The sequence below is a fragment of the Spirosoma harenae genome, assembly GCF_054776975.1.
On the sequence record NZ_BAAHBD010000007.1, the window covers coordinates 53,243 to 75,536 of the forward strand.

Genomic DNA, 22,294 nt, shown 5'->3' on the forward strand with positions numbered 1-22,294 from the left:
TCCATCTTCCTGTATCATCAAAGTGGTCGTCCTTCGGCAGGATGGCCATCGGATTGTAGTTTTTGTTGCAATAGGCTTCTGGCACGGGCATATTGCGATTTAGAGGTTCCTTCGGCAATGTCGAGCATCTGCGCAATTTCCGGGTGGTTATAACCTTCAATGGCGTAGAGATTGAAAACGGTTCGACAACCGGGTGGAAGTTCCTGAATCAGTTGCAGCAGATACTGATAGTTTAGCGTTGGCAAACTTTCATCCGCTTGCGGCAACACGGGAGCTAGTTCCTGTACGTCAGTCGTATGCTCCCAGGGCTTCTGCTTTCGCAGATACTTCAGAGCCGTATTAATGACTATCCGTTTGAGCCAGGCTTCCAGCGGACACTCGAATCGAAAGGAATCGATATGTCGATAAATCTTCACAAAGGCATCCTGTAACACATCTTCGGCTTCATCAGGATCTTTCACATACCGTTTACAAACGACAAAGAGCTTCCCGGCGAACCGCTCATAGAGCTTTCGCTGTGTACTTCGGTCCTGCCTTCGGCATCCTTCAACTAGCGCGTATTCATCCTGCATAGCAACGTTGACAGCTCCATGACCACATCTAGTAAAGAACGGTTGGAATTTGCCCGAAATATTTACTTTTTCTTGTTACAATTATATACTGTCTGCGATAATTACTGTTAAATGAACCGTTGATACGTACCTTTGTTAACCCTTTCTCCGTCAGAACTTATGGACCGTCGTGATGCATTACGCTACTCATTAGGTATTGGATTAACCGCTTTCGCTTTCCCCGCTCGTTCACGCTCCATTCCCACAAAATCCCAGTTCAAAATTGGTGCCTGCGACTGGTCAATCGGCCCGGCTGGCGATATCAATGCGTTTACTGTAGCGAAGCAAATCGGGCTCGATGGGCTTCAGGTTAGTCTGAATACGGCTACTGATCACGAACATTTGCGTAATCCCGATAAGCAACGTGCTTACAAAGAGGCCTCGCAAAAGACGGGCATTGCTATTGGCGGTCTGGCTATTGGTTTATTGAACAGCATTCCCTACAAATCCGATCCGCGTACGGAGCAATGGGTACAGGATAGCGTCGATGCAGCGCATGCATTGGGGGTGAAGAATATTCTCCTGGCTTTTTTCAATAACAACGATTTGCGAAATGATCCGAAAGGTACACAAGTTGTTATTGATCGCCTGAAAACGGTAGCCCCGAAAGCGGAGAAATTAGGCGTCGTACTCGGTATTGAGTCGTGGCTATCGACACGTGAACATTTGGCCATTCTGGACGCGGTAGGTTCGCCAGCCGTAAAGGTTTATTATGATGTTTGTAACTCATCAGTTCAGGGCTATCCAATTTTTGATGAAATTCGCCAACTCGGAAAAGACCGAATCTGCGAATTTCACCTAAAAGAAAACGATCATTTGCTTGGACAAGGTATCGTTGATTTAACAAAAGTGCGGCAGGTGATTGCTGAGATTGGTTATACAGGCTGGTTACACCTGGAAGGCGCTGTGCCGAAAGGCAAGCCGATGCTGGAAAGCTATATTGACAATAATAAGACCGTTCGGTCGCTATTTGGTTGAGACACTGTTGCGGTGAACATGAAACCCAGAACATGAAAAAAATATTCTCTCTAAGTCCATTCCCGCTTGCGCTGACCACTATTGGCATTTTATACCTAAGTGGTCAGGGGTTTCAAGGTCAAAAATCGACGGAACCTTTTTCTCCTAAAGAATTTGCCCGGCAGTCATCAGCTGTGGTAAACCTGGATTCCAATACACTCTATTTGCCTGACGATCTGGAAGCTACGCTCTGGGCAGAAGCTCCGATGTTCTATAATCCGACCAATATGGACATTGATGCCCGAGGCCGTGTCTGGGTTACAGAAGCTGTCAACTACCGCAAATTCAATAACAAACCTGAAAACCGGCTCGACCATCCAGAAGGGGAGCGGATCATGATTCTGGAGGATACGAACGGCGATGGTAAAGCAGACAGCAGTAAAGTGTACATAACTGATCCGGATATCGTATCGCCCCTGGGTATTGCTGTTATCGGAAACCGGGTCATTGTATCCGCTGCGCCCAATCTTATCATCTATACTGACGAAAACGGCGACGATAAACCCGATCGTAAAGAAATCATGCTCAGCGGATTTGGCGGTATGGATCACGATCATTCACTTCATGCGCTGGTAGCTGGCCCTGATGGAAAATATTATTTCAATACTGGTAATGCCGGCCCACACATCGTAAGCGATATCGACGGCTGGACGCTGCGTTCGGGAAGTATGTATGCTGGCGGAACGCCCTACAACAAACGTAATCACGGCAATCAGGTAAGTGACGACGGCCGAGTCTGGACGGGTGGATTAGCGTTACGTATCAATCCCGATGGTTCGAAGCTGAAAGTGATGGCCCATAATTTCCGGAATAACTACGAAACCGCGTTGGATTCATACGGAACTATGTGGCAGAACGACAACGACGACGAAGTGGTTGCTTGCCGGTTGAGTTGGTTAATGGAAGGAGGAAATGCAGGTTTCTTTAGTTCTGACGGTACCCGAACCTGGAAAGCGGACCAACGACCGGGCCAGGAAGTGCCAACCGCGCACTGGCACCAGCAGGATCCCGGCGTTATGCCCGTTGGCGATATTACGGGTGCTGGATCACCTACAGGGATGGTGATGTACGAAGGTGATGAATTAGGGGCTCAATACCGGGGTATGCTTCTCAGCGCCGATGCGGGGCGAAATGTGATTTTTGGCTGCAAGCCCGAACCCATGGGTGCAGGTTATCGGATGCCACGAATCGATTTTATCAGTTCGCTACCCGAAGTCGATGCTAATTACAAATGGAACGCTGTCGCTGCAGACACTCGTAAATGGTTCCGTCCCAGCGACGTAGCTGTTGGAACCGATGGGGCAATCTACATTGCTGACTGGTATGATCCGATTGTGGGTGGGCATCAGATGCAGGATAAAAAAGGGTACGGCCGGATTTACCGGATCACCCCCAAAGGCAGGAATCTGAAAGTGCCGAAAATTGATCTGCGGACGACCCAAGGCCAAATCGCTGCGCTGCTAAATCCGGCTGTGAACGTACGAATGCTAGGATTTGAAGCCTTACGCGAACAGGGCGAAAAGGTAATCGAACCGATAAAGGCACTTCTTAGTTCGTCGAACCAATTTCACCGGGCGCGGGCTATTTTCCTGTTAGCGCAACTGGGAGCAGAAGGTCAATTTGAAGTAGAAAGACTGTTAAAGGCAGTTGATCCTCCTATACGTATAGCCGCTCTACGGGCGTTACGGAGCATTACTCCCGAAAACTCTAAATCGAATCCAGGATTAACAGCCTCCCAGAAAGCATTACTTCCCTTATTGGGTAATCTCTCTACAGATCGTAGTCCAGCAGTTCGGCGGGAAGTCGCTATTGCTTTGCGCGATATTCCTTACGACGAATCTAAGTTCATGCTATTGAATCTGGTCAAAGGGTACGATGGCCAGGACGCCTGGTATTTAGATGCACTGGGCAAAGCCGCTGATGGTAAAGAAGAAGCGCTGTTTTTTGATCTACGTCAAACATTTCCCGAAGACCCTGTAGCCTGGGATCAGCGAGCAGCCAATCTTGTCTGGGAATTGCATCCTGCATCGTCGGTGGGCATGCTTAAAAAACGCGCGGAGAGTGATAAACTGACTCCCGCCGACCGTCAGAAGGCGATTGTCGCTTTAGGCTTTATCAAAACACCGCAGGCCGCTAAAGCAATGGCTGACTTAGCGAAATCAACGGATAAAGATGTCGCTAGTCAGGCGGCCTACTGGCTGGATTTCCGAAAAGGAAATGATTGGGCAAAGCTGTTGAATTGGGATGACGTAGCCGTGGTGCAACCACAAGTATCTGCTGAAGAGCAAAAAATGCTCGACAAGCGGCAACAGTTACTGGATCCGAATGTATCGGATAGCGAAAAGCGAAAAATCGCCGTTGAGATGTCACGCGATGTGGAAGGGGCTCAGATTTTGATTGGCTTAGCTGCGGATAAGAAGTTATCAGACGATTTAATTAAAGTAGCCGGACCTGGCATTCGTACGAACAAAGACCAAACGGTTCGCACAATGGGGAAAGAGTTTTTTCCTTTCAAACCAGCTAAGCAAAGCGAAACGCCTGCCGTGGCTGTAGCGCCAGCGCCATCCGAACCAATAGCTTCGAAGGAGGTTGTTACACAGTATAAACCAGTTGATAATGAGCCGGTTAAAACCCCGCCCGTATCAACAGTTCCGATGCAGGCTCAGCCCCAAACGGCTTCGGTTGATGCAGGCCCTGAAAAGTCAACAGCTACGGCAAGCGCTCCAGAAGAGAATTCCCTGCTGGCAAAAGCTGCGTTATTGACGGGCGATGCACAACGCGGTCAATCGCTCTTTCGATTGAATTGTTTGACCTGCCATCGCTACGGAAAACAAGGTGCCGATATTGGACCTGATTTAACAGAAATTCACCAGAAATTCGATAAAAATGGCTTGTTGGATGCCATTGTCAATCCCAGTGCTGGGCTAGCATTTGGTTACGAGCCCTGGCTAATTACGACCAAAAAAGGGCAGACGTACTATGGTTTTCTTATTAGTGACGGGGAGCAGTCAGTCGTAATAAAGGGCATTAAAGGAAGTAGACATACCATCCCAACTAATCAAATTGCATCGCGTCGGGAATACAAAACCAGTCTGATGCCGGAAGCCGCTGCGTTACGACTAAAAGATCAGCAGTTAGCCGATTTGACGGCCTTTTTGCTAAAGCAATAAAATTACCTAACAACATAACCCAGCTTCTTTAATTCTGGGGCGGTAAGGTTAAGTACATTCACCTTTAATGTTATGGGCGATAGGGGCGTATCCGTCGAATCGGTCTTGACCGCAACGATGGCATCAACAACGTCCATGCCTTTAAAAACCTGTCCAAATACGGTAAACCTATCATCAAGACGGTGTTCGCCTTTCTTATTCTGAACAATGTAGAACTGGCAACCTGCCGATAGTTTTTCCGGATTGTTATCGCGTCCGGCCCCTACAGCTCCGTATATGTGGCGAATGTTGGATCTGAATTCGGGTTTCAATAAATAAGGTGAATCAGCAAATCCTGCTGGTGTATCGGGGCAACCACCCTGAGCGACAAAGTTCTTAATGACCCGATTGAAAGTCAGCGTATCCCAATAGTGCTGATTGGCGAGTTTAACGAAGCTCGCTTTATGATTGGGAGTTTCATCGTACAACCAGAAAAGAATTTCGCCCATATTCGTTTTAATCTGACCCACCGAATAGATTTTCTCTTTTACGGGAGGCTCGGAAAATGTTAATATGCAGGTTAGTAGTAACAGAAGCGGAGGCATAGTGATTGAGATTGACCAGATTATATAAAAAATTAACGAAGAGTATTGAGAAACCTATTCAATAAAATACAAGCTTAAGCTCAAATGCAATTCTTTTAGAAGCTGGGTTTTTCGATGTTCATACTGCTTTAAAGAAACGGTTAATAAGGAATCTGAGGAATACTTGGCTTGCAGCTGACGATGATTCGCCAGTAAACGATTTAATTCGTCTAATTCGGCAACTAATGTATCTGGATGATGAGGGTTTTGCATATTACTCAGTATCAATCCGTTCAACAATACCACGTGGATTATCCTGCCTATCCTTCATCAAAAATGATCGCCAATAGGCTATAGATGGAACAGTAATCAGTTCGAAGCGCTCATCTGTTTGGGGATAAACAGCAATTAGACGACCATTAACTCGATATGTATCGCGTGAACCACCTATTACTAAAAATGGCATTAGCGAGTCAATTGCTTGTTGTATTCGCTCATTGAATAAAATCAAATTTTACGCTATCTATGTCATTAGGGTCTAGTTTGATGCCAATAAAACTACCACCAATCCATTGCTGATTAGATTGGTTTAATCTGACGTCTTAAGTCAGAAATATAGTCTGTAAAATGCTGATAAAGAATAGACCGAGCCGTTGATTTAGGGAAATTCGTAACAAAAAATCTTGCAAGCTTAGTCAACTTTCAAGGTATAAGTGTATAAGGGGTTAAATTCCCCCGCGAGTCAAACAAAATCATTTTCAAAGATAGACGAAAGACTGATTTCTGGTTTCCATTAAACCCTTCTGCCTAAATACGAGTCCATAGCCATAAACGTTGTGGAAAAGCAGCCTGATTCTCTTCTATCCTGACAACCTATTTGATTTCCCAAACCATGCATACATACCTGTCTATTTTTTTCATCCTGATAGCCATGGCCGCATCGGCACAAAATCGCACGCAGCCCGATTATGCTCGCGATTGGCGACGGGTTGATACACTGACCAACAAGGGATTACCGAAATCGGCGTTGGAGATCGTCAACCGAATTTATGCCGAAGCAAAGGCACAGAAAAACTATCCGCAGGTCGCGAAAGCGGCTATGTATCGAATGATCTGCCGGAGTTATGCAGATGAAAATGCGTATGTGGAATTGGTAAAATCCGTACAGGTTGATATTGTCGATACACCCGAACCAGCGAAATCGGTGCTACAATCGGTGCTGGCGGAGATTTACTGGCAGTATTTTCAGCAGAATCGCTATAAGTTTTACAACCGGGCTACGGTTAATACAGTAGCTGACAAATCGGGTAAATCGACGGATTCTACAGCGGCCGATTTCAGAACGTGGGATGCACGCCATCTGGTTGAAGCCACAACCTCGGCCTATCTGGCTTCTGTACGGGCAAAAAATCTTTTGCAGAAAACGCCTATCGGTGATTTTGACGTTTTATTACAAAAAGGTGATACTGATGCGCGCCCACTCCGGCCAACGCTACATGATTTACTGGCGCATCGGGCATTGGGTTTTTTCCAGAATACTGAACCTGATTTGCTGAAACCAGTTTTCAAATTCGAGTTAAATCAACCGGCCTATCTTGACTCTCCTGAAGCATTTATCAAACTCCAGATTCAAAGTCTGGATTCCTTATCAGGACGCTATCAGGCGCTGTTATTGTACCAGCAATTAGTAGCATTTCACCTATCCGGCACAAACCCGGAAGCGCTGGCCGATGTGGATGTGCTGCGCCTGCAGTTTGCGTACCGAAACAGTGTTGTTCCAAACAAAGATTCGATCTATCGGCAAACGCTGGAAGAACAAATTGGACGATACAAAAATGGTCCAGCCGAAGCCATCTATACCTACCAGCTTGCCGAATACCTGGCTAATCGCGGAGAACGCAATCGAATCTTAGACGATAATGAGCTTTCATCTGTAACAACAATAGGCCCGAACCACTGGAATCGCAAACAGGCGGCTGATCTTTGTCGCAATCTGGTAAAACAGTATCCAAAATCGTTGGCTGGGCAAAAAGCTGCTCGATTACTAGCCCAATTAGTCTATCCTTCTTTCAGGCTCCAACTGGAAAATGTAACCGCTCCCAGCCAGCCTTTTCGAACGTTAGTAACCTATCAGAATGTGCCTAAGTTGACGTATCGGATTATTCCGATAACGGTGGCTGAAATGATTACCTACCGAGATAATTTCAATCGGGATGAAGAGGAGAAAAAACGGGTCATTTCAGGCTGGCTTAAACGATCGAACGTTGCAGCAAATACAGTTACATTACCGGATGATGGCGATCTGAATGAACATTCGGTTGAGGTTCCATTCACGGGATTACCCGTTGGGCAATATCTACTGCTGGCAACGTCGGATAATAATTTTCAGGCGAAAATTGAGTCAATTCAATTTACACTATTCAGCATCTCTTCACTGAGTTACCTGCTCTCACCAACCAGTACAGACGGGGCTACAAAAGCGCTATACGTAACGAATCGGGTTACGGGTAAGCCTGTGAACGGTATTTCGGTTAGTATCCCTGAACTGAGTCGATTTAAAAATAATACGCTGAAAACAGATACTGATGGTCGATTTAAGTTGTCACTCAGCAGCCTTCCAACGCAAACAGCCTATCACATACTCATGGCCGACGGGCCGGATACGTTGATTTCAGCAAACCAGTATCAGTACAATAATTACTCGACAAGACAAGAGGAAGAACGAGTGCAAACGCATATCGTACTGTTTACAGATCGGGCTATTTATCGACCCGGCCAGTTAATCTACGTAAAAGGGTTACTATATGAAGGCAAGCAAAACCAGTTTGAAGTAGTCGTCAACAAAGACGTTAAGGTTAATTTTCAAGATCAAAATGACGCGAATATTACCTCGCAAACCCTAAAAACGAATGAGTTCGGAACCTTCACGGCTACGTTTACGGCTCCAGTGGGGCGACTAACTGGCGTTATGAACCTTGAGACCGGGTATGGGAGCGTCAGCATTCGGGTAGAGGAATATAAACGGCCTACGTTTGAAGTGAAAATTAAGCCTATCAAGGAATCATTCAAACTTGGGCAGACCGTTAAGCTTACGGCTGAGGCTAAAACATTTTCCGGCGCAGTAGTTGATAAAGCCGAAGTCCGGTATCACGTTGTTCGACGCCTTCGTCAACGGTGGTATTGGTGGTATACGCCCAGAAACACGAGCCAAACCGAAATTACTAGCGGAACTGCGCTAACCGACACGAAGGGTAATGCAACGATTTTGTTCACGGCACTGCCTGATCTTGAACAAGCGCGTCAAGACAATCCAATCTTCGAGTTTGAGGTAACGATCGATGTTAGCGATCAGGCGGGCGAAACGCGAAGTACCTCTCAAACGCTTCGAATTGGATATTCGGCGCTACAGGCTGAATTGGCATTACCTGCACAGATTGAAAAAGATGATCCATCTACATTCCCGATCAAAATCACTAATCAATCGGACGAAAAAGTGTCGGCGAAAGGGAAAATAACGATCTATAAACTGGCTCCTCCGGCACGCCCTCTCCGCAATCGGTTATGGAATCGCCCGGATCGGCAATTGTTAAGTCAGGCCGAGTTTGAGCGACTATTCCCGAATGATTTGTATGCCAACGAAAACGATCCGCGTTTTTGGGCAAAAGGCGAAATCGTGCAGGAACAAACCGTTACGTCGCTAGCTGATTCGACCTTCAAACCAGACCTAAATCGCTATCCGATCGGTGAATATCTGGCTGAGATCACAGTTACAGATTCGGCCGGCGAAACGGCCAAGGATCAGGCTTTTTTTGCCGTCGCTAGCGATAAAGAACCAACCGCTTCAGCTCGAATCGACAATTGGGTACAAGTTCGCAAAACTACAGTTGAACCTGGGAGCGAGGCTATTTTCTGGGTTGGAAACGCTCAACCGGGCTGGATTTTATTCTCGGTCGAAGAAAATCATAAAATGGTTCGGCAGGAATGGATTCAAACTGAGGGACGGCCCAAACGTGTTGCGTTGCCTGTAACGGAAAAATCCCGTGGGGGATTTGCTGTTCATTTTACGATGATTCAGAACGGTCGTCTTTACGAGAAATCGCAGACCATTACCGTACCCTTTACGAACAAACAGCTAACAATTGAAACGCAGACCTTCCGCAATAAGCTCAAACCGGGCGAACGGGAAGAATGGACGTTAAAAATCAGTGGATTGGATAAAACACCTGCTGAACTGGTCGCTACGCTATACGATGCGTCGCTGGATGTATTTGATAAACTCGATTGGCAAACATCATTTTACTCGACGTATTATCCGATATACTTCAAGTGGCAATCCAATAGTTTTTATGCACCCATTAGCAATCCGATCATCTATCAGCAAAACTTGCTACCGTATGTTCCTGCGCGACACTATGATGAATTGAGTTGGCTGGGTTATCGATTCTCGTTTTACGGAAACCGACCGTTTCAACATGCACCTTCAGTCGGTAGTAAGGATAATGCCTTAAAAGTGACTGTGACGCGGAATGGGAAAGTGATTTCTGGTACCATCAAAAATCGCGATGGTTCAGGTGCGCCAGGCGTCAGTATCTGGGAGAAAGGGACTAGTAAAGGAGCAAGCTCGAATACCACCGGTAAATTCTCCTTATCAGTTGATTCGGATAGTAAAGCTGTCACACTGGTATTCTCGTTTGTTGGCTATGTAAGTCAGGAAGTGACCATAACGAAAAAAGAGCGAAAGTTCGATTTACTAGCCGATAACCAACAGTTGGCCGAAGTAGTCGTTACAGGCTACGGCAAACCAATGCGACGGGCTATGACGGGGGCTGTTGCCCAAAAGAGCGCTGGAGCTATGAACTATGCAATGGCTGCAGAAGCGGCACCAGCGCCTGGGATGGGATTTGCAAAAAAAGAAGCTGATGCAGACGATGCCCAGGCCGAGACGAAACCAACACCAACGCAACCTGAACTGATCAATCCGCGACGGAATTTTAATGAAACAGCCTTTTTCATCCCGCAGCTTAAAACCGATGAGCAGGGGAGGGTTGTGCTGAAATTTACGATGCCGGAAGCTCTAACCCGCTGGCGACTACTTGCGTTTGCGCATACTAAAGATCTAAAAATCGGTACACTCGAACGGGCAATCGTTACGCAGAAAGAGTTAATGATTACGGCGAATGCTCCTCGTTTTCTGCGCGAAGGCGATACCATTCGGGTAACAGCTCGCGTCAATAATCTAAGTGAAAAAACGCTGCCTGTTATCGCCAGTCTGGCTCTATTAGATGCCCTGACCGGGGAACCAATCAATCAAAAGTTAAAGCTTACAACAGCGCAAACAACCGTGAACATTGCCGCCGGACAGGGGCAAGCCGTGGGCTGGACGCTTATTGTGCCAGCTGGTATTGAGGCCATAACCTGCCGTTTGACCGCTCAGTCGGGGAGTTTTACCGATGGTGAAGAGTTCTCGTTGCCTATTTTGCCTAATCGGATGCTGGTGACGGATTCGCAGCCATTCTGGGTAAATGGTCGCGAAACAAAGGAATTCAAACTCAAACCATTGATCAATCTAAATCCAGAATTGCCGGTACAGCACGAACGACTGACAGTGGAAGTTACGAGCAATCCGAGTTGGTATGCGTTGCAATCGCTGCCGTATCTGATGGAATATCGCTACGAATGTGCCGAGCAATTATTCAGTCGATTATACGCCAATAGCTTGGCGGCTCACATTGTAGGGAGTAAACCTGCGTTCAAACAGGTAATTGCTGAATGGCAGAAAAATCCGCCCAAAAGCTTACTGGAAACGAATCAGGAAGTAAAGTCGGTAACGCTGGAAAATTCGCCCTGGCTGGCAGACGCGCGATCGGAAGCGGATCGACTGGCGAAGTTGGCGCAATTACTCGATGCCAATCGAATGGAAAGCGAACAGATTCGGGCGTTTGAAAAGCTGGAACAATTACAAATGGAATCGGGTGGTTTCCGATGGTTTGGTGGAATGGCTCCCGATTTATCGATGACGCTACACATTCTGAGTGGGTTGGGGCATTTGCAGAAATTAGGCGTTCAGGTTTCTGATGAGATACAGGACGAGCTCACTGAAATGCAGGCCAAAGCTATTCAGTATGTCGATGCCGAAATGAAAAAATGGGTTGAGGAGCAAAAGAAAACGGACGCTGAAAAGAAGAAATTGAAAACGAGCATTCGGTATTTTTCGGTTACCCAGTATCTCTACGCCCGGAGTTTTTATACCGATACTCCAGTCGATAAAGCCTTGTTAGCCTATCTGAAGCAATATGCAGCGGACCGATGGCTGGATCAGAGCTTGCAAGGGCAGGCCCTTACGGCCATGGCGCTTTATCGGTTTAACGATGCAAAAACACCCACCGCAATTTTAGCCTCGCTTCGTGAGCGGACTCGCAAAAGCGAAGAATTGGGAATGTATTGGCCGGATAATATTGGCGGACTATATTGGTATCAAACCCCCATCGAAACGCAGGCTTATCTGATTGAAGCGTTTGGTGAAATCAATCCGGTTCAAACTGAGATCGATGATATGAAACGCTGGCTTTTGCGTCAGAAACAAACCCAGTCGTGGTCGTCGACCAAAGCAACGACCGAAGCGATTTATGCCCTCTTACTTCGCGGAAGCGACTGGCTCGGAACGGGTGTAACCACACAGGTTAGTCTGGGCGGGCAGCCAATTGAAAGTCGGGTGACGAAAGCCGATGCGATTACAGGCTACGAAAAAGTAACCTATGTATCTACCGAGATCAAGCCGTCTATGGGCGTTATCCAAATCACAAAAAAAGCCGACGGACCTGCCTGGGGCGCTTTATACTGGCAGCATTTTGAACCCTTGGATAAAGTTATGCCAGGTAGTGCCGGATTGTCGATTCAAAAGTCTCTGTATGTACAACGCGATTCGCCCAGTGGCCCACAGATTTCACCAGTGGCCTCGCAGGCAAACCTAAAACCGGGTGACTTAATTAAAGTGCGACTGATTCTGAAAACCGACCGGGTTATGGAATACGTTCATTTAAAAGATGGTCGGGCATCTGGTTTTGAGCCGATTGCGGCTTTATCTGGTTATAAATATCAAAATGGATTGGGTTATTACGAATCACCCCGCGATGCCAGTACAGATTTCTTTATCAGCTATTTACCTGAGGGAACGCACGTTTTTGAATACGAGCTGCGTGTGGCACAAACCGGCGATTTTTCGGCGGGTGTAGCTACCGTCCAGTGTTTTTATGCACCTGAATTTTCTGCCTACTCGACTGGCGAACGGGTACGCGTAAAATAAGCAGGCTAATACAAACAAGGCAATGGTTATGGAATTTGTTAGGCGAGTGCATCTATAATTGATAGACTTTCCTAACATCAAAATCTAATAGCAATGAAAACATTGTTCGGTTATTTGGGGCTTCTCTTCCTGATTCCCTGCCTGTCGCAGGCACAAACCAGTGATCCGTCGTTAGGCAGCGATCAGGCTTTTCGCCAAGCGATAGCAAAATCGATCCGTTATCCGGCGGCTGCTCAGCGATCTGAAAAAGTAGCCAAAGCGTATGTCGGATTTAAAGTAGATGGACAGGGTAAGGTGACTGATGTTCAGGTATTGAATCAGGCTAACGTGGATGCTTCTTTTAAGGAAGAGGTCAATCGCGTAATGAGTCAACTTCATGCTCAGAAACAAACCTATGCGGGGACTTATGTTCTGCCTATTGCCTTTCAGTTAGAAGGCACCAATAAGGTCATTAAGCCTCGCGAAGAAGATTCCTCATTTATAGAATCGTTGCCGAAAAGCGGGCTTTTAGAAGGTGCTTATGTGGTTGCCTATCTGTAATAGTAAAGGCAAGAGAAGCTTAGCGAAAACACTGCTTTATTCAGTTCGCTGGCATTCGTAGTCTGGATTGACGCTTAAATAACTGCCGTCGCTTCTAGCTCAATACTGAACCCATAATGCAAAGGACCAACGGGGACGATGGATCGGGCAGGGCGGTGATCGCCGAAAAAGTCTGTATACAATTCATTGACGGTACCCCAGGCGTGTATGTCGGAAATGAATACGCTTACTTTTAACACTTTTTCGCGGCTACTTCCGGATGCTTGCAGAATAGCGTCGAGATTGGCCAGGATTTGCTTCGTTTGATCAGCCACAGTGGAATCAGTCAATTTAATTCCGTCGGGTGTGATGGGTAAAATGCCCGAAAGAAAAACCAGGTCGTTGTGGACGACGGCCTGTGAGTAATGTCCGCCGGGTATGGGTGTATTCGGTGCTTGGATAAACTTCATTTTGGTTGGTAGTTTATAGGCCGTTCGGTGCCTAAAGATGCTTAAAATGGGATAAGCTACCAAAGAAAAAAGCCAGAGCAGGACCCTGGCCTTTCGTGCGACACCAATATGAAAATGTATCGAATGGCTTTAGAAAGCGATTCAACCGATTATCAGGCAAATCTACCCCTCTGTTATTATCCCAGCGTTACCAGATTGTTACGCTTGGATTATGCTTATTGACCGGATCAATCAATGATACCGTTTTGTGGGCTGAGCGAATTCGGCGAATTGTCTTTCCAGAAGCCATTGACAAAATGGTACTGAATCTGATTTCCTTTCTTCAACAGGAAGGTTGGAATTTGCTCAAGCTGGAGCGGCTGGGCGGGTAATTCTCCTTCGTGTACTAAATGTACAGACTGAGCCGGATAACCATTTTTGGGCGCTTTTCGGACATTGAAAGCAACAATGCCATCGCGTCGGAGAGCGGGTAAATCCAGTTTAGCTAGTTCGGCTATCGAATCGAGTGTATCGGGATAGATCAGGGCGGGTACCAGCGTAAGTCCGGTAGCGTCGATCTCTTCGATTCCGTAGAAGGTCGATAAATCACCCAGGTCTTCTATCGTGCTTTTATAGTGGAAATGCTGCGCCGTTTCATTATTGACTTCGTGATGATTGATGCCCACATCGAGGATAACTGGCCGACCCTCGCGCATGACCGTTGCGTTTCGAATCAACACATCGAACAAAGCTCGTCCGTTTTCGGGTATAGCTGTATAATCGGCTGGATTTTCCTGTTTGTAGGAACCGTCGGCAATGGCTTTTAAGGATATCAATATCGCGACGAAATTCAATCGGCGGATGGCCATTTTCTCCGAATCACCTTTATAGCCGCCTGACTCGATCAAAATCAGCGTTGTTCCCCATTTCTGGATATTATCACCAAATGCCCGTGGCTCAAATTCATCATCATACCGCGCAACTTGTCCGGGTATAAATTGCTGCAATACGCGATTCATTCCCACAATTAACTGCATAGAGCGCTGACGTACATCGTTCACATTCCGATCTTCATCGTAAGCCGTTGCCAGAAACGACACCACTGCCTGTTTGCCGGTTTTGCCAACCCCATAGCGTGGATTCTGATCGTGCAAATTGAATCCGACTAACGGTTTAAGCGTTTGCTGCAGCGATTTCAATAGCGTCCCTTCGGGCGTTTGCAAACGAAGGGCATCGCGATTCATGTCGATATCGGTAGCCGTCCGACGCTGAAATCGCTCTGCGCCATCTGGATTAAGCATCGGCACAAAATGGAGCGTTGTATTCGTTAGAATACTTTGCCGGAGTTCGTCGAAGCCATCGTTTTTGGCCTGTAGAAAGTTGAAAATATCGAACAGAGCCATCGTGGCGGTAGCTTCGTCACCATGCATCTGACTCCAGAGCAATACATTGGTCGGGCCTGTTCCAGCCTGAACTTTGTAAATAGCTCTTTTCTCTAGCGACTCTCCAGCCTGGCTGACCGTTAGTGGCTTGCTTAAAGTGTTCAGCAGGGGTAGAATATCTCTGTGCTTGAACCGGCGATGGGTTAGCGATTTTTCTTTGAACGTCTCATGAGCGTCATACAATCGACGCGATACCTCCTGAGCCTGAAGTATTGAACTCATCCGTGTTAATAAAAAAATGACGATGAATAGGTGCTTCTTCATAAATGTCTCCGTTTCGTAGTCCAAATTCTTAGCCTCAACGTAATAGCAAACTTGGAGCGTAAAACGTCGAACAATTTATAGTGATTTCCCAAGCAATAAACCGCCCGAGGAAGCCAGCAAACAGAGCAGCACATTTAAGCTAATATTGAGAAGGGCAGCTATAAACCGACCGTTTTGCAACAACACAACCGTATCGTAACTAAAGCTCGAAAAAGTGCTTAGGCCACCGCAAAAACCAACGCCAATCAACAAACGCATCTCTTCGCCAGCCGACCGGCTGATAACCCAACCGACAACAACTCCCAGCACAAAACTGGCCAGTACATTAACCAGCAGAATAGCATTTGGAAACGGTGATCCTGTCAGGGTTGCTGGAATCAGTCGCCCGGCCCAATAGCGCATCAGACTTCCCATTCCTCCGCCTATCAGTACTAATACGGAAGGGTTTGTAAGCAATACTCTCATATCGACAAACTTACGAAAAAACGAGATTATAGCCTGTTTGGCCTTCCCAGACCGACTGATGCAAGAAAGTTTTCGCTATCATTGTAAAGACCGTAACCTGTCAACTCATTCCATCCAATGGCTCAGAATCAACTCAAAAAATTATTAGGCGTCGGCTTTGGCATTGCCGTAACGATTGGTGGTACAATTGGCACAGGTATTTTACGGAAACCTGGACCAATTGCTCAGGACATTGGTGATCCTACACTAATTATTGCCGTATGGTTGATTGTGGGCGTTTATGCGCTGGCAGGTTCACTATCTGTTATGGAGTTGGGAACGATGCTGCCGAAAGCCGGTGGATGGTATGTGTTTGCCCACCGGGCATTTGGCAATTACGCCGGATTTATCATTGGCATTAGCAGCTGGCTGGGCAGTGTTTCGGCGATGGCATTTGGGGCCGCTGTCATGAGCGAGTACACGGCGTTGCTGTATCCATCTGTTGTTGCGTACCAAAAGCTGATTGCTATTGGCATTTTGGCTCTCTTTGTAGCCTTCCACTCGGTAGGTGTTCGTTTGGCTAGTCGGGCTCAGGAAGTTATGAGCGTATTAAAAGCCGTTGGATTACTGGCTTTCGTCATTGTATGCTTCACCGTAACGCCCAAAGAGCCTGCTTTGGTGGCAAACTCTATTAAACCATTGGCAGAAGGTGGTGTTTGGCTAGGCATTCTGGCGGCCTTACAGTCCGTTTTCTATACGTACGACGGCTGGCATACGGCTGCTTATTTTACCGAGGAAGATGTCGACCCAAGCCGCAATTTACCTCGATCGATGATTAGCGGTGTATTGCTGATCATCGGCATTTATATACTGGTCAATCTGGCTCTGCTGTATGTGCTGCCTGTATCGGATCTGGCTGGTTCCAAACTGCCTGCGGCTGATGCGGTTCAACTCTTATTTGGCCCTGGTAGTGCTCAGGTCGTTACGTTTCTGTTGATGATTTCCATTATGGGTATTATCAACGCGCAGATTATGTTTAATCCCCGGGTCATTTTCGCCATGGGACGCGACGGGCTATTTTTTCGATTCGTAACGCAGGTCAATACTGGGGGAACGCCTATGAATGCGACTGTTTTAACCGCGAGCGCATCCATTCTGATGATCCTGACCAATACCTACGGTAAGCTCTCCGACATTGCCACCTTCTTCTTTGTGCTTTGTTATGCATCGGCATTTGCTGCCCTGATTCGCCTTCGCCAAACCGAGCCAGGCCTTACGCGACCTGTGCGGGCCTGGGGTTACCCGGTTACTACCTGGATTTTGCTTATTGCATCGCTGGCTTTTCTAATTGGCGTTGTCGTTGGTGATTTTTCGAGTAGCATGTACGCGATTGGCTTTATTGTCGTCAGCTATCCCGTGTATTTGCTCATCAAGAAGTAATCGAACTTTCTATCACTTTTAATTTGTTAACGAATTGCTTAAAATTGTTTAATTGACTTCCTTGCGAACTTAATTTTACGCTCTAATCAACCAAACCAATATAAACTTCCGATCAATGGCAACTGTAGTCACACCCACAAAAAGTGTCCCCAAACAGATGCTTGAGGACAAAAAAAAGATTCAGGAGTATCTTAAAACCAAAGATGAATCTAAACGACCGGAAGGAGTTCAATTTGCCCCCCTTATCCCCGTATCCGCTTGTACCGAAGAAGGACAAGGAAAATAGTAGTACTATTTATTGGTTTGAAACGGATTATAACGTCAAATACGAACTGGTTTTTAAGTCGGATTCTGATTATTTGCCAGATGAATCACTGGCCGAGAATGCATATTCATTTATCCTAACCAGAGTTAGCGATAAAGCAGGAGTAGTTGATTCTCGTATTAGAGATACCGTCACATACGGTTTACTGGCTGCTTTCGACGCTAACCCAAATCTCATTATAACGTATACTTGCAGTACTGATAATAATCAGGAAAAACAACGCGCCCTATTATTCAGGCGGTGGTTCTTACAATGCAGAGACAACTATAAAAGCATAGACTTTTCAGATAGCAAACGAATCTATGCTACAGCTATCTATCGGAAAGATCATCCAGAACAAGACCGCATCATTGACGCATTTCTCCAAATTTATCGGGACAAGTAAAATCATGCGTTCTTCAGTTAACAGTAGGTAAACCAACTCTCTATATAGCTTATACGGAATAACAATATTTACGTAAAGCACGTATAAGCGTTATGAATCAGGTACTCATTCGACTGATTGGTTTACTGTTACTAGTTAGTCCGTCAATAAACGCTCAGGTCGATCATCTGGCTTCGGCCAGGGCGCTTCCCGCTCACCCCCGGTTACTTTTGCTGAACGATGAAGAAAAAATCATTGCTCGCACAATTGCCGCTGATAGGACCTGGAATAATCTTCATCAGGCGATTCTGACTACCTGCAACGGGTTAATAGACGTAGCTCCCCAGGAACGAATCCAGATTGGTCGACGATTGCTTTCGGTGTCCAGAGAAGGACTGCGACGAATCTTTTATTTATCCTATGCCTGGCGATTGACCCATCAGGATAAATACCTGAAACGAGCCGAAAAAGAATTGCTGGCTCTATCCGCATTTACTGATTGGAATCCTTCGCATTTTCTGGACGTAGCCGAAATGACAATGGCCGTTTCGATTGGATACGACTGGCTGTACAATGATTTATCCAGCCAGTCGCGGTCAATAATTAAAGATGCGATTCTGAAAAAAGGCATTGAACCGTCGCTGGATACGAAATACAATAGTTGGCTCAAGGCATCGCACAATTGGAATCAGGTTTGTAATGCCGGTATGTCGTACGGCGCACTGGCGATTGCTGAAGACCAACCTGAAATAGCCAAAACGATCATTAATCGGGCTATTGAATCGGTTGTGCTGCCTATGGGCGATTATCGCCCAGATGGTGCGTATCCGGAAGGGTATAGCTATTGGGGCTATGGTACTAGTTTTAACGTGATGTTGATTAGCGCACTCGAAAAAGCGTACGGTACGGATTTCGGTCTGGCTAAACAGCCGGGATTCTTGAAAACGGCTGGCTATCTTGAAAACATGACTGGGCCAACAGGGGCTGCCTTCAACTATTCCGATTCTGGCCTATCAGGCGAGTTGCAGCCAGCAATGTTCTGGTTCGCGCAAAAAATGGCCGACCCCTCCTTGCTGTGGGTTGAACGTAGTCAATTGATGACTAAAGACCCGAAGAAACATACGAATGATCGGCTGCTTCCGGCTATTATGTTGTGGAGTAATGGAGTGGGTATGGATGCTATTCGCCAACCCAAATCGACGGTTTGGGTTGGCGAAGGTAAAAACCCCGTTGCGCTCATGCGAACGTCCTGGTCCGACCCATCAGCTGTATTTGTTGGTTTAAAAACGGGAAGCCCTTCGGTCAATCACGCCCACATGGACGTTGGCTCGTTTATCATGGAGTCGGATGGAGTTCGCTGGGCGATGGATTTTGGTATGCAGAATTATGAATCGCTGGAGTCGAAAAAGGTTGATTTGTGGAATAGCAGACAAGACTCGCAACGATGGCAAATCTTTCGGTATAATAATTTTACCCATAATACGCTCACAATCAATGACGGTCTTCAACGAGTGGTTGGGAAGGCATCCGTTACAAGCCATTCCAGCAATCCGTCTTTTACGAATGCACAAACCGATCTGACAGATATGTATTCAGGTTCAATTGCCAAAGCAAACCGGGGTGTTGCGATTGTTGACAAAGCATACGTAGTCGTTCGGGATGAACTCGAAACGCCATCCAACGAAACCACCGTTCGCTGGACAATGCTTACACCCGCCACAGTTAATATTCTCAACGGAACCAAGGCCGAACTAACGAAAGATGGGAAAAAGCTGATTCTGGAAGTTGCTGAACCTGCCAAAATTGATCTAAAAACCTGGTCGACCGATCCGCCCAATGATTATGATGCTGCTAATCCCGGTACAATTCGGGTTGGTTTTGAGGTAACTGTTCCAGCCAATACGAAAACAGCCCTCACGGTTAAGTTGATACCAGAAAAAGCCGCGAATCAGGCAAAAGTAAATGTTCAGCCTTTAGCACAGTGGCCGCACTAATTTTTAGTTTTTGAAACCTGCATTCCTTTATGCATTACCTGTTTTACGCTCTTGGGCTGTTATTAGCTCTCTCAACAAATGCCCAACCAACCATTCGTAATCAGAAAACGATGACTGGACATCTGCCAGTGGTTATCTCTGACAAAAAGGGGTTTGTACATTTAACGTATGGTCAGGATTCAACCATTTACTATGCCGTAACGAGCAGGCAGTCTGATCAATTTAATCAGCCAGTTGCCGTAGCCACTTTACCGCAATTGGTAACCAGTGCTAAACGAGGTCCTCAAATAGCTGTTTCTGAGCGATACGTTGTCATTACAGTGGTGAATCGAGCCGGGAATTTATTTGCCTACTCGCTGGATCGGCAAAGCGGAAAATGGTCATCTGCCATATCAATCAATGATGTGCCGGAAGTGGCTAAAGAGGGATTTCAGGCGGTGACCAGCGCATCGGCAAATACGTTTCATACTGCATGGCTTGACCTGCGTGAAGACAAGCAAAATAAAATTGTAATAGCCACCTCCCACGATGGAGGGCGCACCTGGTTGCCCAATCGAGTAGCGTACCGCTCACCCAGCGGTACCGTCTGCGAATGCTGTAAGGTATCGATTGTTGCCAAAGCAAACGATATATACATCCAGTTCCGTAACTGGCTGGACGGTTCTCGCGATCTTTATCTGGCTCACTCTGTTGATGGTGGAGCAACTTTCTCTTCCGTGCAAAAACTTGGTGAGGGAACCTGGAAGTTAAAAGCCTGTCCAATGGACGGTGGAGCAGTGGTCATTTCGGCAACTGGGCAGCCACTTACCGTGTGGCGGAGAGAAAACACCTTATACACTTGCCGCCCCAATGCACCTGAAACAAGTATAGCCACGGGTCGTAACGTAACAATAGCTACTAACGCTACCCAAACAGCCATCGCCTGGGATGAAGCAGGTACTGTGTGGGCAAAACTGAATAATGATGCGCCTATTGTCCTGGGAAAAGGGCAATTGCCCAGCATTGCCTTAGTGGATAAATCAATGATATGCGTTTGGGAAGCCGAAGGTCAAGTCATGATAACGAATATTGGTAAGAACTAATAATCTCAAAACGTCTCATGGATTTCCTTTAATAATTCGCCCGTTCGTCTGCGCATTTCGCTGACGGTTTGGGTGAAATTATTATGCATAATACTGAAAAAGAGCACTTTTCCTGAATGTACTACTATATAACCACTCAGATTATAGACACCCGTCATCGAACCAGATTTGGCAAATACGTAGGGCTTTCCAGGCATAGATATGCTTTGTAAGGTTCCCGTTTGTCCGGCGGCCGGTAAGAGTGCAAATAATCGTTGCTGAGGTACTTTCGTATATATCCGGTCGAGTAAACTAATTAATACGTTGGGCGTGAACACGTTGTAGCGTGATAATCCTGATCCATCGACCCAGCGGGCAGGACGCCGATCTTTTACGCCAGCCGAAAAATGCAACACGCTGTCTGCCATTCGACCGATTTCTTGTGTTGGTGTCAGTTTCGCCCAGTTTCGTTCTGCCGAAACCATAAAAAGCACCTGCTCCGCAAACTGATTGTCGCTGACATACAGCATTCGTTTATAAAGTGAGTCGGTTGATGTGCCATGTAGTAATTTGGTGTTTCTCGAAACGGGCATGGAAACAACGCCAATTTCACGATGTAAGGTATCCGCCAATAACTTAGCCGCTAACTCAGCCGACCAACGAAACGGTACGTCCTGTTTGATGGGTTTATCACCTACCGACTGCGCAAACTGATTCGCAAATTCTGCCCGCCGTACGCCAATAGGTGCTGTTTCTTTTGGAAGAACACGTACACTATCGGATAATCGACGAGGACTGATTTTGCCTAGCCGAAACCGTACGACATTTCCGTAAATTGGTAATGACGCTAGTTCGGGTGAGTAATCATCATTGTAATCATCCCAGGCCCAGCCGGGGCCAAAACGCGGGCCTTCATAATTAAGGGGAGAAAAAAATAATTGCTCGGGCCGTTTGCGCAGAAAGGCTAATACAGTGGTATCGGGTAAATCGGGATGGAGTAGGAGGGGATTGCCTGTTCCCCAAAATATCAACGAATCGTTCTGAACAGCGTAGCGTATTGTTGGTAGTGAATCGGGTAGAGTTAGCAATCCCGCGTAGAAGCTAAAGAGCTTTGTATTGGATGCGGGTGTAAATGGTTTATCGGCATTATACTGAATAATCGATTGTTTTCGAACAGGATCATACAGTGCGACACCCGTAAAATGGTCGGTATACAGCGGATTTTTCTGAAGATCACGGCTGATACGTCGGGCGGGAGAACAGCCTGCGATAAGCCCTGCCAGAATAAGGAGTAACCATACTTTCATACAACAAAGAGATTGGTAGTG

15 protein-coding genes and 1 pseudogene are annotated in these 22,294 nt (G+C 46.5%); 8 read left to right on the plus strand and 8 right to left on the minus strand.

The annotated features are described in order from the left end of the window. Nucleotides 1–17: 17 nt before the first annotated feature. A complete protein-coding gene (locus ACYVE4_RS06165) occupies nt 18–572 on the minus strand; it encodes an RNA polymerase sigma factor (protein WP_460996106.1) in 555 nt (184 codons plus the stop codon). A gap of 159 nt (nt 573–731) precedes the next feature. Between ACYVE4_RS06165 and ACYVE4_RS06170 the strand changes: the two genes are divergently transcribed. Together ACYVE4_RS06170 and ACYVE4_RS06175 are read left to right on the plus strand one after the other, a co-directional pair. Beyond that, the gene (locus ACYVE4_RS06170; protein WP_460996107.1) at nt 732–1,589 is read left to right on the plus strand and encodes a sugar phosphate isomerase/epimerase family protein; all 858 of its coding nucleotides are present in this window, start codon (nt 732–734) and stop codon (nt 1,587–1,589) included. A 32-nt stretch (nt 1,590–1,621) separates the two neighbouring features. Then, nucleotides 1,622–4,798 (plus strand): PVC-type heme-binding CxxCH protein, encoded by a 3,177-nt coding sequence (locus ACYVE4_RS06175; RefSeq protein WP_460996108.1) that lies wholly within the window; start codon nt 1,622–1,624, stop codon nt 4,796–4,798. A 2-nt stretch (nt 4,799–4,800) separates the two neighbouring features. Here the strand turns inward: ACYVE4_RS06175 and ACYVE4_RS06180 are convergent, their stop codons facing one another. The 3 genes and pseudogenes from ACYVE4_RS06180 to ACYVE4_RS06190 all read right to left on the minus strand — a co-directional run. Continuing rightward, complete coding sequence (locus ACYVE4_RS06180) at nt 4,801–5,382, minus strand: peptidylprolyl isomerase (RefSeq protein ID WP_460996109.1); 582 nt, start codon at nt 5,380–5,382, stop codon at nt 4,801–4,803. Nucleotides 5,383–5,436: 54 nt separating this feature from the next. Continuing rightward, complete coding sequence (locus tag ACYVE4_RS06185; protein ID WP_460996110.1) at nt 5,437–5,634, minus strand: hypothetical protein; 198 nt, start codon at nt 5,632–5,634, stop codon at nt 5,437–5,439. 221 nt (nt 5,635–5,855) lie between these two features. Beyond that, nucleotides 5,856–5,936: pseudogene (locus ACYVE4_RS06190) on the minus strand (hypothetical protein); the annotation flags it as partial. Nucleotides 5,937–6,253: 317 nt separating this feature from the next. On the opposite strand from ACYVE4_RS06190, the gene ACYVE4_RS06195 reads away from it, so the two are divergent. Beyond that, nucleotides 6,254–12,664 (plus strand): alpha-2-macroglobulin family protein, encoded by a 6,411-nt coding sequence (locus tag ACYVE4_RS06195; protein WP_460996111.1) that lies wholly within the window; start codon nt 6,254–6,256, stop codon nt 12,662–12,664. Nucleotides 12,665–12,757: 93 nt separating this feature from the next. Beyond that, nucleotides 12,758–13,204: a TonB family protein gene (locus tag ACYVE4_RS06200; protein WP_460996112.1), complete on the plus strand. Its 447-nt coding sequence runs from the start codon at nt 12,758–12,760 to the stop codon at nt 13,202–13,204. Between the two features lie 74 nt (nt 13,205–13,278). Here ACYVE4_RS06200 and ACYVE4_RS06205 read toward each other — a convergent pair whose 3' ends face one another. From ACYVE4_RS06205 to crcB, 3 genes are all read right to left on the minus strand, one after another. Beyond that, nucleotides 13,279–13,653, minus strand: coding sequence for a RidA family protein (locus tag ACYVE4_RS06205; protein ID WP_460996113.1), 375 nt, complete (start codon nt 13,651–13,653; stop codon nt 13,279–13,281). A gap of 227 nt (nt 13,654–13,880) precedes the next feature. Continuing rightward, nucleotides 13,881–15,338, minus strand: coding sequence for a M14 family zinc carboxypeptidase (locus ACYVE4_RS06210; RefSeq protein ID WP_460996114.1), 1,458 nt, complete (start codon nt 15,336–15,338; stop codon nt 13,881–13,883). Nucleotides 15,339–15,413: 75 nt separating this feature from the next. Beyond that, complete coding sequence (gene crcB / locus ACYVE4_RS06215; RefSeq protein WP_460996115.1) at nt 15,414–15,803, minus strand: fluoride efflux transporter CrcB; 390 nt, start codon at nt 15,801–15,803, stop codon at nt 15,414–15,416. 117 nt (nt 15,804–15,920) lie between these two features. Here crcB and ACYVE4_RS06220 point away from each other — a divergent pair, with 117 nt between their 5' ends. The 4 genes from ACYVE4_RS06220 (at nt 15,921) to ACYVE4_RS06235 (ending at nt 20,987) form a co-directional block, all read left to right on the plus strand. Next, on the plus strand, nt 15,921–17,222 hold the full coding sequence (locus tag ACYVE4_RS06220; RefSeq protein ID WP_460996116.1) for an APC family permease: 1,302 nt from the start codon (nt 15,921–15,923) through the stop codon (nt 17,220–17,222). Nucleotides 17,223–17,425: 203 nt separating this feature from the next. Beyond that, nucleotides 17,426–17,932 (plus strand): hypothetical protein, encoded by a 507-nt coding sequence (locus tag ACYVE4_RS06225; RefSeq protein ID WP_460996117.1) that lies wholly within the window; start codon nt 17,426–17,428, stop codon nt 17,930–17,932. A gap of 92 nt (nt 17,933–18,024) precedes the next feature. Further along, a complete protein-coding gene (locus ACYVE4_RS06230; protein ID WP_460996118.1) occupies nt 18,025–19,905 on the plus strand; it encodes a heparinase II/III domain-containing protein in 1,881 nt (626 codons plus the stop codon). 29 nt (nt 19,906–19,934) lie between these two features. Then, entirely contained in the window at nt 19,935–20,987 is a 1,053-nt protein-coding gene (locus tag ACYVE4_RS06235) for an exo-alpha-sialidase (RefSeq protein WP_460996119.1), read from the plus strand. Between the two features lie 5 nt (nt 20,988–20,992). On the opposite strand, the gene ACYVE4_RS06240 is transcribed toward ACYVE4_RS06235, so the two are convergent. Continuing rightward, nucleotides 20,993–22,273, minus strand: coding sequence for a D-alanyl-D-alanine carboxypeptidase (locus ACYVE4_RS06240; protein WP_460996120.1), 1,281 nt, complete (start codon nt 22,271–22,273; stop codon nt 20,993–20,995). Nucleotides 22,274–22,294 lie beyond the last annotated feature (21 nt).